Consider the following 16,550-nt stretch of genomic DNA (forward strand, 5'->3'; position numbering starts at 1 on the left):
AGAATATTGAAAAATATAAAACGATTGCAAACTATACTGTCATTCTTGCTGATTATCAGCTTGGTATTAAACCCATTTTCAAATATCAAAGTTTATGCGAATCCAACAAAAGAAGAGGCTGAGGACAACTCATTCAAGAGTATATCTTCTTTTTCTAAACTTGGTGAGGATCAATTAAACGAAATGCAGTCTTTATTTTCAGCTGATATGCTTTTAGTGGCCGCTTATTATTACTCTGATGTAACTTACTTGTTGAATGCCGATCTACTAGTAAGGCTTTTAGATTTAGATAAAGAACAAGTTATTCGTATTATGGATGAATTATCTGAATCGGAAAGAGAATTATTATCACGTTATACGCCAGTTTCCATGCAGGTATATAACTACGAGAAGGATGCCAAGGGGGCTACGGCATATTGGAACTCACTTCAAAGTCCTACATTAGAGATGCCTTCGGTAACCGACTCGGTATACCAAAATAACATTGAAGGTGTGGGAGACGCAAGAAATTCAGAAGACGTAGAAGATACAGAAGACGTAGAAGATATAGAAGACGTAGAAGATACAGAAGATGTAGAAGATACAGAAGACGTAGAGGCTACAGAAGACGTAGAGGCTACAGAAGATGTAGGAGATACAGAGGATTTAGAAGGTACAGAAGATTCCTTGGAATCAAATTCTTTCTTAACTCAATCGTTAATAAGCTTGCCCGAGCAATTTGCGTTTACTGATCGAAACAGTTCCTTTGTTTATCAAAGTAGTACTAATTCAGATGTCAACTCTACTTACAAAACTGCAACACAAAGCAAAATCGATTTGAATTTAAAAGGAAAAAGCAATCTGGACTTTTCCCTTATTAGGACGTACGATTCGTTAAATGCTAAAACAACAAATCCATCATATGAAGCAATGCAGGTCTGCGATCAAGGAAACAGCGATTTCGATGCATCGTCTCCAGCTTCAGATTGTATGGGTAATAGAGTAAGCCAGGCGATTGATCAGTTGACAGAAACTGATTATTATATTGCGACAGGTTGGAGCCTGGCTTTCCCTGTAATGCACACCGATTATATTTTTGAGTCTATTCCAATCACTTTTCAGCCAGGTGTGACTTATGATTCGTATAATCGTAGTTACAATTATGATTATGGCGTTCGCCGGTTTTCTCTCGAAGATGGCACCACTTATGAATTCGATTTAAATTCAGAAGAATTAGTAAAGCATCCAAAGAATTATCCATATGAAAATGTTGTTTATAGACTGAATAGTAACGGCGATCACCTACTAACCATAGATGACCATCTTACGTATGCGTTTAATGAAAATGGTGAGATATTATACAAAAAGAATCAATTTGGCGATCAAATTACGTATCGATATTCTAGCAATGGAATAAGCATTGTTGATTCAGTAGGAAGACACATTGAAATTCATAGCAAGAATGCAGTGATTACGGGATATACCGTAACTTCACCGAACGGAATAGAATTGTATAAACTCTTATATGATACGACCCTAGTCAATCATACGACATCTTTAAGAACAGCGGTGAAAGATAAGGTAGATTCGTATGAAATGCAAGATGTTCCGGCTTCATACAACGAACTGAATGCAGTGAAAGATACATTGAATAATCGCACTATTGAATCGTATTCTTATTATTCACCAGATATAAATTCTCATGCTGATTTCAATTTTGAAGATGACTATTATTATGAGTTTGACAAGAATTACAAACCGATTCTTGACCAAGAAGGCGCAGAAGCTAGCCAAATCTTTAAGCGTGACTTGGCAACGTACGGCGAAATTGAATACCTTCTTTTAAAGCAAGTCGAGAATGACCAAGGATTTAAGACGCATTATCGGTATTCTGCCTATGACAAATCGTGGTCTCTTCAAGAAACATGGGCTGGTCAAGCAGAACTTCGCGGAACAATCCGTAATTATCTTGACGCCAATGTGTTAACGTATATCGGTTATCATCCAGTCAGTTCCGTCTATTATACGTTCGGAGATCATAAAGACAACTTGAAGTTCCTTCAAAAAAGTGTAAGTGGGAATACAAAGGATGCTCAAGAAATATGGAATGTTTCCAGAGCAGATGAGGAGCTCGCTTACTTCAGATTAGCAGATAGCTCTGTTCGAACCGGGGACAAAATCACTACAAAAACAAGTTACAATTACGGTGACTATGTAGCAACAACTATAAATCGTTATACACCGAATGCTTACGGAACGTTAAAAGAAACTTATTCATCGACAGAATACTCGAATATACAAAATGCATTAAAACAATCAATAGGTGACGCAAATACTGATTTTGGAAACACTGAAGTAACATCGATATTTTATAAAGATGGATTGAATCCATCACTTATTAAAATGTTTACGGATGGTTTTTCTTCAGATCCTCGCATTGACTCAGTCAAAGATGCGTTATATTTCGGTGATAATACTTCAAACATTGATAATTTTGCAGCTATTCAAACATTTCAGTATGATAGCTACGGTTATCCCAATAAGCAAGTTGATGTTTTAGGGAATGTAACGACTTATCTATATAATGGTCCCTACCATCAGGTTAGTTATATTGAAAAAACTGCTGCTGATGCAGACAGTTCGAAGAGGCAGTCTTTTGATTACAATGCTAATGGCACCCTTTTAAGAAGTACAGAGATTAATGTGTACTCTAATCAAGGCAAAAGTTCGACAGATACTCTTGTTACCGAATATTTGAACTACAATTCAGATCACAAACCCACTCATATTAAAGAATCCAGTTCGGGCGATGGGTTTGGCAAGTATCGAGAAAGTGATCAGTATCTTGAATATGATGATGGCGGGCAGCATATTACGAAACAAACTGTTTATTTAACGTTAAAGGATGGATCATCACCCCAACCGGTAAGTTATTCTTATATGTATGATTCATATGGTAGACAAACATCTATAACCTATCCTGATGGTAGTAAAGCGCAGGTTGATTATGATGAGCAGGATCGAGTTATCCAAGAAAAATATTTACCTGCTGATGGAAGCAAAAACTTGAGTTATAGGTATTCGTATGACAATTATCACCGAGAGATTACAACAATTGAGCCGAGTGAAATTCGTACTGTCACGACATTTACTCCTTTTGGAGATGTTGAGAATCAGACAGCTGTCTCTAATGGAACTACACGGACATTAGTTGAAAATACCTTCAATACTAGTGGAGTATTGCTAACTTCGACGTTGCCTTATGGAAATGACCAGCAGATGACTCATTACAAGTATGGTGCAAATGGTGAAATTTTGAAAGTAATTGATCCAGATGGAAATATTACAAGTTATTATTATGGAAATACGGCAAAAGAAGGTTCAAAAATTCTGCCAAGAAAGTCAGTCAAGGTTGTAAATCCAAATGGTAAGGTAGAGGTTAAACTTGATACTTTAACTGGACAAACGAATGTATATCAAGAAAAAAGTGCAAGTAAGAATAGAGAAACTAAATTTACGTTTAACTCGCTAGCTCAGAACACAAAAACAATGGTGAAAACGGATGAAGGCCAGCAAGTTACGCAATACAACTACGAGCCAAGTGGCAAACTGATCTCTATGAAAGATGCTGAAGGAACGGACTACGCATATACCTACGACACGAATGGTTCGGTTACCAAACAATTTATTAATGGGGAGCTCCAACAAGAAAGTACCTATAATGAAATGGGATGGCAGTTATCATCGACAAAAATACAAAAAAGTGATACGCCAGATCTGAAAGATACCATTAGAGAAAAACACTATGAGTACACACCCGCAGGGCTCCTTGCTAAGTATAAAAATGAGCTTAATGAGAGTTATAACTATCACTATAACGGATATAATCAGCCGGTATTAATTGATATTAAAGATGCTCAAGACCATGTCATTTATAGTATTAATAAAACGTACGATCCGAACAATCTCTTGCTCGCTTCGGTTCAATCAAGTAGTGAGAAGGATGCTATCCAATATGGCTATGATAAATGGAACCGCTTGAGTGCACAGACGGTCGGAAACTATACGTATCAGATTACTTATAATGATTCGGACCAATTAAAAAGCTTAGTATATCCTGATGGAAAGAGTGTTCAGTATGGCTATGATGCTTTAAATCGAATTTCTTCTGTATCTTACCCAGATATGGGCCAAGTATTAATAAATTATACCATTGGTGAGGATTCAAACCATTCTACGACGGAACTTCCGAATCATCAATCTCAATCGTTAACTATCAATGCATTTGGTGAAGTCGTTTCAAATCATTTTGGCAGCTATACTCAACAGATTGATTATGATGGGTTTAGTAATGTAACCCGGAAGATGACCAATTCTAAAGTCACTTCATATCAATATGATAAATTGAATCGAATTCAAATGGAAACGAGTCCTTTGGGTAACAAAACGTATAGCTATGATAGTAGAGGAAATATCGAATCTACAATTGAAGATAGCCTGGCTGCCTATAGTGAAGGAAGTGCAGACTTACAATATGATGGTCTTAATCAACTCACTAAAGTAACCACAACGAATGATCATGATGTTGAAGCATCGACGGAGTATACCTATTATGGTGATGGACTTCGTGCATCCAAAATGGTTAAAGACAAAAAAACGCAGTTCATTTACTTAAATGGACAAGTCATAGAGGAACTAGATGGTCAAGGAAAAACTAAGGCGAGAAATATATGGGGTAACTCACTCCTTTTCCGTGAAAGTGGTTCGCAAGGGGGATATTATTACTTCAACGATCATGGTGATGTAATCGAGATTAAAGATTCAGCTGGAAATATACTGAACTCTTATGATTATGACACCTGGGGTAACCTAGTCTCGGAACAAGGAACGTTCGATAATTCTTTCAAGTATGCTGGAGAGCTGTATGATGAAGAAACGGGTTATTATTATCTAAGAGCTCGTTATTACGATCCGCAGACAAAACGATTCCTTACAGAAGATACGTACAAGGGTGAAATCAACGATCCGTTGACTTTAAATTTATATTCATATGTAAGCAACAATCCTTTAAAATATGTAGACCCAAGCGGGCATAGACAAGAGTGGGGTTCAGGCGGAGGTGGGGGCGATGATTTTGGGTTCTGGCAAAAAGAGTGGAATTCATTCAAGCAGGCAAACTCCAGTTGGTCCGGAGCGATTGACTTTTGGACGATGGGAACCCTCACCTCATTAAATGAATATTACAGGGTTTCTATGGAAAACCCCTGGTCAATGCAACAATTCTTTCAAGCGGGTTTTTTGGTCGTGGAACTAAATCCTTATGGAAAGGCTACAGCAAAACTATCTAAAAAAGGTGGCAAATTCATAGATAAAGCAATTAGCAAAGCGTGTAATTGCTTTACAGCAGGAACTAAGGTTCAAACAGACGAAGGGGAGAAGAATATTGAAGACATTGAAGTCGGAGATAAGGTTCTCTCGAAGAATGAGGATTCTGGTGAGCAGGCTTACAAGGAAGTTGTTGCCCTTCATCGTAATGAGAAGGAAACTACTTATAAATTGTTAGTTGGAAATCAGATTATAGAGACCACCGATAATCATCCATTTTGGGTGGATGGCAAGGGATGGGTGCTCGCTATTGATTTAAAGATTGGCGATGAATTAGTTCAAAGTAATGAGAATCATCTAAAGATTGACAACATTGAAATCGTACATCACCATGAAAATATAACTGTTTATAATTTCACTGTTGCAGATTTTCACACTTATTTTGTTAGTAGTTTAGGTATTTGGGTGCATAACATTGATTGTGGTTTCACTTTGAGTAGTAATAATATAGACCACATTGGAAAACATATTTCGAGTGAATTTGCGAATCAAGTACCCTATCTCTCGGATAAAGCCTTAGCATCAAAATTGAACAAAAACACATTCTTTAACCCGAAATGGACAAAACAAGATATCATCACAGGTGTTCAAAACGGAGCTAATGAAGCAATTAGTAAGGGATTCACAAATGGCTATTATAGTTACTCTTATAAGAGCGAGACTATTCAAATTTTCTTCAAAGATGGGAAATTTGATACTGCGTTTGGCCAACATAAGTTAACTCTGGGTGATTTCGGGAGGTAGTCAAAATTGTTTGAGATAAATTACCGTATTATTATTGATGAGAGTTATTGGAAAACGATGAACCTAGAGCAAATTGAAAAAGAAGGGGGAATTGAAGGTTTCTTTCAACTAAACCTGCATTCCGTTGATTATGGCTATTACCATAATAGGGAACTGGGCGAGGGTGAAGAAGGTTTTGACATTATTTCAACTTGGTTATCCAATTTATTAGAAGTATGTCTGTTAATAGATGATACTAAGTATGTAGCGATAAAGGATACGGAATCCTATAATACATGGATTGAGTTTACTTATGCTGATAATGACTTACTAGTGAGTGTGGTTCAGTCTGACTGCCTCATTAGTGAATATCTCATTACCAATCCTTTAGCAAATCGAGTTTATCCCGAATGGAGAGACATCCAAGTCAATAGGGTGAAGTTTATCACAGAGGTAGTTAATAAAACGAAAAATTTTATTAATGACCTATCTCAAATAAACTCTCTCCTAAGTAAGAGCCAAAGAATAGTTCAGTTACAATTATTGCTCGACAAAACAAGACGGTAGATATAAAGAGAGTATTGTGACATTATTCAAAATAAATCCGTATTCATCCCTTTGTGATATGAATTACAATACGTAATTAACAAAAAAATGCTGTCGAGGGACTAAAACATATTCCCATTGAAGTCGCTAATTCTTTAGCGGCTTTTTATTTTTATTCGGTACAAGTTGATTTTCTACATCTTCGATCTAAATGTAGTTTACTATTATTTTGTTAAGCTGCTAGAGTGCAGTGAAAAGTGGACAGAGATTTATGCACGACCGCCGTCTACTTGCAGGATGACTACTGGAATAAATGTCTAGGGATAAAAGCATAAGCAGCAATTAACCAGCTGATGACGGGGTAGCTCACATATTAGCCTTTGAATTAACTGCCAAAACTGTTGTATCTGTGATTTGTGGCTCTTTAAAGTTCGGATTAACAGGTTAATCTGTGGTAGTTTATTAAAGTTTTAACATATTAAAGCCGAATAGCAAAAGAACTAATCCTATATTAGATTAGTCCTTTAGTTATTTAATTAAGCCAATTCTTCTTTAAATTGAAGTCCAAATTTGTAAATACCAAATATTGAAAACGCAATGATTATTAGGACAAACCAAGTGGGGATTGAGAAGGCTTTACCTCCACCCAGTGCTACACCGATGTTATCCATTGATTTTCACCTCCTCTCCAGAAGGGTAACCTAAAATCAGACACTATAGACTTCCACCCTTGATAGACTGAAGGTAGGGATAAAAACTCTGTTAGTTTGCGGCTAAATCCACCACTAATGAAGATTAGAATTACAAATCTATAAATGAAAGGCTGATCAGCTAGCTTTGATATATGAAGATGTTCTTCAAGTATATTTAGGGTATCTCCAACTCCTGGAATACTATAAATGTCTCCATACTGTTGTTTTATTACCAACCAATACTCCTTTAATAAAGCAATTAGTTCATAGCAATCCTTGTAATCCTGAACATTCGACGTCTTAATAGCGTTCATCCAAGCATTCTCTTTAATCCAGCGGTTCACATATTGAAGTAGTAATTCTTCATGGGGTTCATCTGATAGTGTACTCTTACTTTGAATGAATTCACGAAATACTCCTGGAGTAATCGTTCCATTCAGTAACTCCCTAAATAATTTCCCTGTTTTAAACATTGCATCTGCAGTTTTTTGAAATTCTTTGTTCTCCCTAGCTAAGAACTGTTTAGAAGGTCTTCCAACTTTCCTAGGCAGCTTACCTACATTCTCCGAAAGAATCATATCCATAAATTCGCTCTGATCGTAAGTATACTCTGATCTCTCCTCGAACCACTGTATCATCTTTGTTTGATACTCCAGTAATCTTATTCGTAGCTTCTCCAGATCAACCGGGTATCCTCGCCAGAACAAAACATAGATGTAATCCTGCTGACGTCTAATATTCTTGTTTTCATTCAGTTCGTTTATTAAACATATAGCATCTATGGATCGCTCATCAAACAGTTTCACCACACCGGTACGGCTCGCATTTCCTTCACTTGTTTTGTTGCCTATAAGTAGTCCATATCCAACGTAGCGTTCAATCTTTTTATCATTAAGTTCAATGCCGCGTGATTTAGCTTGGGCTTTTAGTTCCTTCTTCAACAATAGTCTCACCTCGTTTCCTCATAATAGTCTGTCTAATTAATAAAAACAAAGGATTTGAATGGGGAAATAAGAGCATAGATGATACACAACTTATATTCTTCTGAAAGATAAGTCATGTTAAGATAAAAGAAATCGTTAATGGAGATAATCCGATGGGAGGGGTAAATTGTAGAGAAGAGATTTTGAGGGATACTATAGCAATTGTTTCAGCTAAAGGGATTCTCCTCTTTACACCTAGTGATAGATTATATGAAGAGGGCGAACACACTTTTCGCTGAATCCACCATTAGAACCCACATTACTTCTAGGTGCTGCTCTAACACTGCACATCATCACAAATCTTCTTATGAAAACTATGAGCAGGTACAACCAGGTCACTACAAAATACTCAATCTGTAATATATATCTGCTTGTTAGGATGTAAAAGGCGATAGGGGAGGGATAGGTAACTGAATATAATCCTTCAGCATAAAACAAAGAATCGGGAATCCTAAACCTCGTAGGTGGGGGATAGGCGATAATCAATCGATTAAAATTCATACTATACTGAAATCTATAGTGAAGTTATTTAACTACAGTTAGGGATATGAAGCTTACGAAAGAGGAACATTAGAGAAACAATAACCAAATAAAAAAAGGGAAGGGAGCTATTGGATGAAAGAAGATAATAGGCTTAATATAATGGTTTACACACTAAATAGTGGTGTTAAGGGTAAGGTTGAGCTTTCTAAAGAGCAATCTGAAGAGTGGATTACGTGTTATAACAACGAGACTCGATTTATAACCTCCGTTGGTAAAGATATTTTCGGATTAAATGCAACTCTGGTAGCTGATTTTAAACTCGAACAATCCGAACAGCAAATTGAACTTGATACCCTTAACAGTTCCCAAACTAAAGAGGATATTACAGAAACAGAATTGAATCATGATAAAAGTAACTTACTTGAAACGGATATTTCATTACCCATACCTAGGGTTACATTCAAAATTGCTTGCAAATGTTCTGCTACATACTGCGCACCATATAAAAAAACTACTACATTCTTAAAATGTAAATATTGCGGTGAACGAGTCTTTGTAGATTACTCTGCTGGAATTATTGACACTCACTTTGGTAAAGGTTTATTCATGACAAATAAGAAGTACGTTAATAGAGAATGCCCGCTTCCCGAGGGCTATGATGAGCTAGTTGACACATACGTACCTAGAGACCAATTGCTTGCGAAAACGCTTCGAGATACACAAGAACATATCAGGGGTCGAGACTATTGAGAAGAACAGGATGGGCATGATCAGACTTGAACCGTTCAAACCGCAGCGACTTTCCACAATTCATCGCTTGGATTAATTCGCCCAGGTTTATGATTTAATTGGGGAGGGAGGACCTCCTAGCCATTACATATGAAGTGGCGCCGGGAAAGTTCCAAGTTGCTGTAGTTGAAACAATAATATTAAAGCAGGTATTTCACATTCTAAATATGCTTATAACAATGTATATGTTGAATGTCACGTTACGTAGATATAAAGGAGATTAATTATTTTAATAGTGAATTTTAAATTGATAATTTTGAATAAGTAAAATATAATTAAAGATTGTTTCATGTTAAAAATTACCTAGAGGGGAGGGAGAAAGTGAATCTAAGTAAATAAACACTAAATTGGGTTCTTATGCAAAGTTTGCAAATGGTCTTAGTCAATCAGTATGTAAGCCTGAAGGAAGGCGATGTACCATTAAATTTATTGAAATGAAAGGAAGGACTGGGGCGCTTTTATCTCATCTGCCTTCTACCAAAAATGGTCAACGGAAGTCAGATGTCTGCCCAACCAACCACTTCTCCCAAGAATCTTTTGATCGCCCAAGCAACAATATAAGACTTCGCCATAACCATTTGGATAAAGAAGTAGAGCAGGTTATTCTAAAAATAATTAGTTGGAAAATGGCGTACTTTTAGGTGTGTTACCTTTATATGACGTCATGTTTTCTCTTCTGGCCTGATTAGGTATATAACTAGCCATTATCAATAAGGGATTGCTACTTGCAGCTATCTTTTTGATTTTACTGTTTGCTAGAAGTGGATTGCTCATTTATAAGTTAGAAGTTTACATATATCAGAGTTTAATGAAAAATCAACTGGAGGTTTCAGCGTGAAAAAGAAATTGAGATTAGCATTACTGCTTTCTATTGTTACCATTCTATTATCTGTACTTTGCATTCCTACGCAAGTTTCCGCAAGCCAAAAAGCGATCCAAACGATTAAATTAAAACCTGGCGAAGCGAAGAAACTCAATATTCCCTCCCATTATACCAATAACACCAACGAAACGATGTATCTAAAACCCCAAGTTTATTTGTCCGGTTGGGGTCACGCTGGAGGAAACATGGTTTCGGTCACAAGCTCGCCAGCAATACTAAAATTGCTTCCGGGCGAAGGTGGCGCGTTTTCGTATACCGTCAAATTCGCCCCAAAGGTGAAACCTGGGAAATACCTGCTAGAACTCTCGGTATATGAAATCGGTGGTTATGTATGGAACGATTTTATCATCGAATTTATCGTTGAATCTGAAGAACCTAGTATTCTAAAAATCTTTAATGATGATCCTCACAATCAAAAGCTTTATGTTTACCAGAGTAGCCAAGGGACATACGGCTATGTTGATAAAAACAGAAAAATCATCATTCCGGCTAAATTTCAGACAGCCAAACCATTTAACGCTAAAGGGGCAGCCCCAGTCAGCATCAATGGAAAGTATGGATTTATCAATAAAAAAGGAGCCTACTTAATTAAGCCGCAGTTTGACGAAATTGATGATACTGGTTTTCATGAAGGATTGGTTGGAGTAAGAATCGGAAAAAACTGGGGTTTCATCAATGAAAAAGGAAAAGTTGTTGTGAAGCCTAAGTATGCTCGTATCTTTTTTTATTCGGAAGGGTTAGCTCCTGTAACTCTACACAACGGAAAAGTCGGCTTCATCGACAAAAAAGGTAAAATGGTCATCCCCGCGATTTACAGTAGTGTAACGAGCTTCAGTAATGGACAAGCTATCGTTTATAAGAATGGAAAGGCCTATTACATCAACAAAAAAGGAAAAGTGATCAAGGAGGCTAAAGACATTCTGAAGTGGGAATATGATGAATAAAAACTAGTATGAACAATGAAGTCCATCTCATTTGAGATGGACTTCATGTTTTACAGAACAAAAAGTTTTTCTTATTATTTAATAGCCGAGATCTTTTATGTGCCCGCATCTTAGTTCGATGATGCCCCAACACTGACTTCACTGGAATATAGATACTCTACCACCACTTTAACTGTAACCTTACCCTTATTGAGCTAATGCTTACATACTAAATCATGATACTCAAACAGAAGTTAAACAAGAGAGAAGAAAAGTAACCTCTATGAAACGTTTACTAATTTTACTCAATGCGAATCTTATCCCCAATCCCTGGAATGCTTGCTTCCATATTGTTGAAGGACAAATAGGCCATCTTGGAGTGGCCATAAGGTAAATAGATGATATCTGTCAGAAGAGCGAGACCAGGGATTCTTTTGTTGAAGTCCCTCTATAAAAAGGATGGGTTAAATTCGATGCTCCTGAGTCGCCTTAGCCACTCGTTTGTATGGTTTGAGTTTCAGATGAGGACAGACCAAACCGAATTTCTTCATCAATCCACGACTTCGTTTGAGATTATACATGATACTGATTTAGATGAAACGTGAAGCTTCCGGCGATGAAAGGTTTTCTTCGCCAATTTGAAGACATCTTCATCGCGCTGAGCCTTCTTTAAGAGTCCCCTCTGCTGCTTGAAGATAACGATTTAGCCGGATCATCCGTTTTAGACCTTGGCTTATAGCTTGTTTGCATAAATTGAAAATCTTGATTTGCATAATACTGTGATCACAAATTCTATCTACAACCTTGAAATATATGGTATTATTGTACTGGGAATTAGAAGGGGTGTAGGTCTAATGGAGTATATTGTTTTTCTGCTGATTATTGCTTAAGTTTTTGTGTTGTCTATTTTAATTCTCATCTAGTCGAGAAAACAAAAGACTATCGTTGTATTTGATAAGGAGGACTACGAACTAAGAGATATTACATTAGCTGATATTGATAGTATGGAAGACGGCTCCGGTTTTGAGATGTACTTATACAGATTATTAGTCGAACTAGGCTATTCTTGTGTCTATAAGACTATAGGTAGTCGTGACTTTGGAGTTGATATCGTTTTTACTGATCCAGTTGGAGTTAAAAATGTCATTCAAGCCAAAGATATTCGGTAGAAATCCGGTAGGCATTAGTGCTGTTCAAGAAGTTTTCTCTTGTATGAGATACTATAAGGCTAAAAAAGCGGTTGTCATCGCAACAACCAGATTCACAGATTCATGAAAACGCTGGCTGGTGTAAATTACGTGAAATTAATTGATCTTACGGACAAGTCTAGCATTATAGAGGCTCTCAGAGCTGATGATACCTTTGCAGCTCATAATATAATTGAAGCGGAACCCAGAAGGATACTTGATGGCTATGAGAAATGGCGAGAAAAGTCTTAGGTTGTACCGTCAAAGTATATCCACTCTCCTAATAATTCGATTTCATTGATTTTAAGCCATTAGTGATGAAATGCCGATATAATTTATTATACGGAATCTAAAGCAAGTAAACTATTAGAATAGTGGGGTAGGTAAATGAAACGAATTACAAGTGAGAACTATTAGAATGCAGATGAACCTTTTATTTTTTTCGGTTACAGAGATCCTCTGACAGGTGAATATCAAAAAATTACGGAGACATCTTTAATAGAGTCGATTGAAAACACTATCAATGGATCAAGCATTTAAAGCTTTTGAGGCAACGATTCCCCATATTCATGAAAAGATGCGGATCAAATTACACTGGAACCACTCGTTTGCAGCTCTCGTCTATGATAGACAGGATGTCAAAGAGAAATGTGATTGATCAAGAAAAGCAGTCTAGATATCACTAGCTAAGAAATATTAGAAATATGAACGCTCACCCATCTTTTCAAACTTAACTTGGATTGCCTCCTTATGATGTTTTGAAGAATATATGTACAGAGATAGATTTCTTGATTCATGCTTTACATAATCAGGACAAGTGAAAATTAAATTTTTGAATAATCGTTATGGGAAATTGGATGCGAACGCGTCCCAAACATACTAGTAAAATTCGTAAATAAGGGATGCAGAGAGGATAAACGAATATGAAATCAAGCGAACGCAGCAAGAAAGACATGCAAAATCAAGGAAATACCCGGAAAAGGGGACGTGGGTGGGGTATCTATATGCTCGCTGCAACTTTTGCCCTAACTGTCATCGTGCCGGCTTATCCGGCGGATCACGCATCGGCGGCATCGGCTACGATGGTCTCCCAAGGAGGATTCACACAGGATCAACACGACGGATTGGCTTATCTGAATGAGATTCGGGCGAAGGTAGGCGTAGGCCCCTTGGAGCTTGACGCGAGATTGTCTCAGGCGTCTCAAGCACACGCGACATATTACAATACCACTCAGTTCAAAGGAAGGACGGCTCATGAGGAGGGACCGGGCACCCCAGGATTTACGGGAGTGACAGCAGGAGACCGGGGAAAGGCAGCTGGATGGCCAAATAAATCGGTAGCTGAAGTCATGTCTTTTAATATGGCAACAACACGTCAAGCGGTCGATGCCTGGCTAAGCACCGCTTATCATCGCCAGATTATATTGGATGAGCAGTACACATCGGTCGGCATTGGATTACAGAATGGTACTGCTGTCATGAACCCAGCCTTCATGAAGTTACAGAAGGATAGTACGGAAGCGAGAGTATATCCGTATGACGGAATGAAAGAAGCGGACGTTGGTTTCTACGGATTCGAGAAGCCGAATCCTCTTGTCCGCTTCGGTGTTGAACACTCGGGTGGCATCATCTCCGCTTCAGCTGGCTTCGCCATCGATTCGTTTGAAGCCAGCATTTTGGATTCTCAAGGACAAGATGTTCCGTACTACAGTGAACTGCATGGCAATACGGTGTTCTTGTATCCCAAGGATGTGCTGGACGGCTACAGCGTCTATACGGTGAAGTTTGATTATACGCTGTATAAGGAGTCGCAGCGACGAAGCAAAACTTGGTCGTTCACGACAGGGAAAGGGCACACGATGAAGGGTTTATCTGCTCAATATGACGAATTGGTGTTGAATTCAGGAAGTAAGTTGCCGATGCAGATCGTGGCCTCTTACGACGACGGGACATTCGCAACTCCAAAAACGGTGATCGCATACTCCAGCAGTTCCCCTGCGGGTCTGAAAGTTTCGCCGGATGGCATGCTCGAAGGAGTTAAGCCTGGCAGTTACAAGGTAACGCTCAGCTCCGGTGAGGTCCAGGGAACAGTACCGGTACGAGTATTCGAGCGCCTCAAGAGCAAGAGCTACCCATCAACTGATCCGGCCAAGGTCAATGATATCGCAGGACGTGCCGACCAAGCAGCGATTGAGTGGGCGCTTCGTTCAGGTATCACTGGAGCGGACGCAAAAGGAAAATTCCGGCCAGAAGATTCCGTGAGTGAAGCTCAGTTCCTTATCATGCTGCTACGCACCTACAAAATTGATGACGAATCGTATGCTTCCAAGAAAAAGAAGCACTGGGCGGAAGGCGCATACAACGTGGCCAAGGCCCGCAACCTGCTACTGTTCAGCTCAGGTCCGGGCAAAAGCGAATTCCGGGATAAGCCAATTAACCGTTATCGCGCAGCTGGCCTGATCGCGTCGATGGACGGTGTGAATTTCGATTTTACCTATGCAGTGAACTACGTGCTGGCTCATAATTACATGCGCGGAACTGAAGGCAATCAGAGTAAGATGTTTGGTTCCAATGATATCGTTACTCGAGCACAGGCAGCAGTGATTTTGATGCAATTGCAGTCCAACATGAAGCAATTGGTTGGAGCACCGAAATCAGGCACTTCCGAGAAAAAACTACCTGAACAGCTGTTTCCGGAAGTGTATATTAAACCGGCACTTGGTAGCAAAACGTTGATTGTTGAATTCGGCACGGACGGCAGGTTGTTGGTGGAAGGGAAATTCATAGATCAGGCGAGCAAGCAATTGGAGATTCAGATCGATCAGCATCAGGATAGCGTTCAAAGTGGAAAGATGCTGGAGAAAATTCCAGTGCAGATTGATTCATCGGGTCACTTCTCTATTTCGTCCACGGGTACGTATAGCGATGCTACACTAAATGTGTATCTAAGGACGCAAGGAGTGGTTTATGCCATCGGGGTCAAAAGAGGCACAATGAACGCGTCGGATTATTCGAAATAATGACCGAACAAAATGTTCACAACTTAAGAACGATAGGCGAAGAAGCGTCCGTGCAGGTGAGGACGCTTCAACATGTCGTGTCGCGGGACAAGAATATTGCTCCATTCAAAGTCGCTATTATAGCGGATTTTTTGTTTTAAGGAACCAAGTTTTTGAAAGCTGTGACAAGAACAACGTGTCATTTCGGAGTAGGTAATTATCTAAATAGTATCGTGATGGAGAACATACTCTTGGATAAAAGCATATGAAATAAGACTTCGCTTGTTATAACGATTTTTTGTATCAGGAACTAAGTCATCCGACTAAAGGCAAAAAGTTAGATGGCGTGAAGAACTTGGTACGTTCGAGAAGGGGCCCTAAATCAGAAACGATAGACTTCCACCCTTGATAGACTGAAGGTTGGGACAAAAACGCTGTTAGTTTGATGCTAAATCCGCCACTACTAATGAGGTGTCGAGGGACAAGAACATATACCCATTGAAGTCGCTAATTTAGCGGCTTTTTTATTTTATCGGTACAAGTTCGTGTCCCGAGCCAAGGACAAGACTTGTACCGATTGCCGGAATGGACAAGAACATAGTCCGATTACCGATTAGATGTACATCTAAGTGTAGAAGAGAGTCTCTTTTGAGCGATTAACTGATAACAGTATGATCAAGAGACTAGCTTCAACGCTGATAAAACACGTACTCGATCTCTTTCTGCCATTCGAACATTCTATATGGCTCTGATTAATTTTGAACTTGCATCAAAAAATCCGGCTGCTGAAGTGAAAAAGTCTAAAACCGAAAAAAATAAGAAACCGATCTATTTAGAGGAAGAGGATCTGTCCGAAAGTCTTAAATATAGAGGGACGCTATAAAAACAGGAAACATTGCGATATTTTTACTTATGGTCTATTGTGGACTGCGAGTAGGGGAAGTTCACAGGTTAAATGTAAATGATTTGAAAAAAAGC

General features: G+C 38.5%; 9 protein-coding genes. 7 read left to right on the forward strand and 2 right to left on the reverse strand.

Annotation, left to right across the window (positions count from 1 at the left end; all coding sequences use genetic code 11):
- The first annotated feature begins 6 nt into the window (after positions 1 to 6).
- Together BLS69_RS23845 and BLS69_RS23850 are read left to right on the forward strand one after the other, a co-directional pair.
- A complete protein-coding gene (locus tag BLS69_RS23845) occupies positions 7 to 6,108 on the forward strand; it encodes a polymorphic toxin-type HINT domain-containing protein (RefSeq protein ID WP_091037210.1) in 6,102 nt (2,033 codons plus the stop codon).
- 6 nt (positions 6,109 to 6,114) lie between these two features.
- Entirely contained in the window at positions 6,115 to 6,654 is a 540-nt protein-coding gene (locus BLS69_RS23850; protein WP_091037213.1) for a hypothetical protein, read from the forward strand.
- 515 nt (positions 6,655 to 7,169) lie between these two features.
- On the opposite strand, the gene BLS69_RS32735 is transcribed toward BLS69_RS23850, so the two are convergent.
- On the reverse strand, positions 7,170 to 7,304 hold the full coding sequence (locus BLS69_RS32735; RefSeq protein WP_256332407.1) for a hypothetical protein: 135 nt from the start codon (positions 7,302 to 7,304) through the stop codon (positions 7,170 to 7,172).
- Positions 7,286 to 8,266, reverse strand: coding sequence for a hypothetical protein (locus BLS69_RS23855; protein ID WP_143023620.1), 981 nt, complete (start codon positions 8,264 to 8,266; stop codon positions 7,286 to 7,288). Before BLS69_RS23855 ends, BLS69_RS32735 begins: the two co-directional genes overlap by 19 nt.
- Positions 8,267 to 8,923: 657 nt before the next feature.
- Between BLS69_RS23855 and BLS69_RS23860 the strand changes: the two genes are divergently transcribed.
- From BLS69_RS23860 to BLS69_RS23875, 5 genes are all read left to right on the forward strand, one after another.
- Complete coding sequence (locus tag BLS69_RS23860; protein ID WP_091037220.1) at positions 8,924 to 9,541, forward strand: hypothetical protein; 618 nt, start codon at positions 8,924 to 8,926, stop codon at positions 9,539 to 9,541.
- Positions 9,542 to 10,414: 873 nt separating this feature from the next.
- Positions 10,415 to 11,407, forward strand: a complete 993-nt coding sequence (locus BLS69_RS23865; protein ID WP_091037221.1) for a WG repeat-containing protein — start codon at positions 10,415 to 10,417, stop codon at positions 11,405 to 11,407.
- Positions 11,408 to 12,414: 1,007 nt separating this feature from the next.
- Entirely contained in the window at positions 12,415 to 12,555 is a 141-nt protein-coding gene (locus tag BLS69_RS32740; RefSeq protein ID WP_371129094.1) for a restriction endonuclease, read from the forward strand.
- A 43-nt stretch (positions 12,556 to 12,598) separates the two neighbouring features.
- Positions 12,599 to 12,661: a hypothetical protein gene (locus BLS69_RS32745; protein ID WP_256332418.1), complete on the forward strand. Its 63-nt coding sequence runs from the start codon at positions 12,599 to 12,601 to the stop codon at positions 12,659 to 12,661.
- Positions 12,662 to 13,496: 835 nt separating this feature from the next.
- Complete coding sequence (locus BLS69_RS23875) at positions 13,497 to 15,593, forward strand: CAP domain-containing protein (RefSeq protein ID WP_091037223.1); 2,097 nt, start codon at positions 13,497 to 13,499, stop codon at positions 15,591 to 15,593.
- Positions 15,594 to 16,550 lie beyond the last annotated feature (957 nt).

Source organism: Paenibacillus sp. CF095, assembly GCF_900101225.1.
GTDB lineage: Bacteria > Bacillota > Bacilli > Paenibacillales > Paenibacillaceae > Paenibacillus.

Excerpts from the sequence above, each read along its gene's own strand:
- BLS69_RS32735 (WP_256332407.1), bottom strand. The coding sequence starts at position 7,304 with ATGGATAACATCGGTGTAGCACTGGGTGGAGGTAAAGCCTTCTCAATC.
- BLS69_RS23860 (WP_091037220.1), top strand. The coding sequence starts at position 8,924 with ATGAAAGAAGATAATAGGCTTAATATAATGGTTTACACACTAAATAGT.
- BLS69_RS32740 (WP_371129094.1), top strand. The coding sequence starts at position 12,415 with ATGTACTTATACAGATTATTAGTCGAACTAGGCTATTCTTGTGTCTAT.
- BLS69_RS23875 (WP_091037223.1), top strand. The coding sequence starts at position 13,497 with ATGAAATCAAGCGAACGCAGCAAGAAAGACATGCAAAATCAAGGAAAT.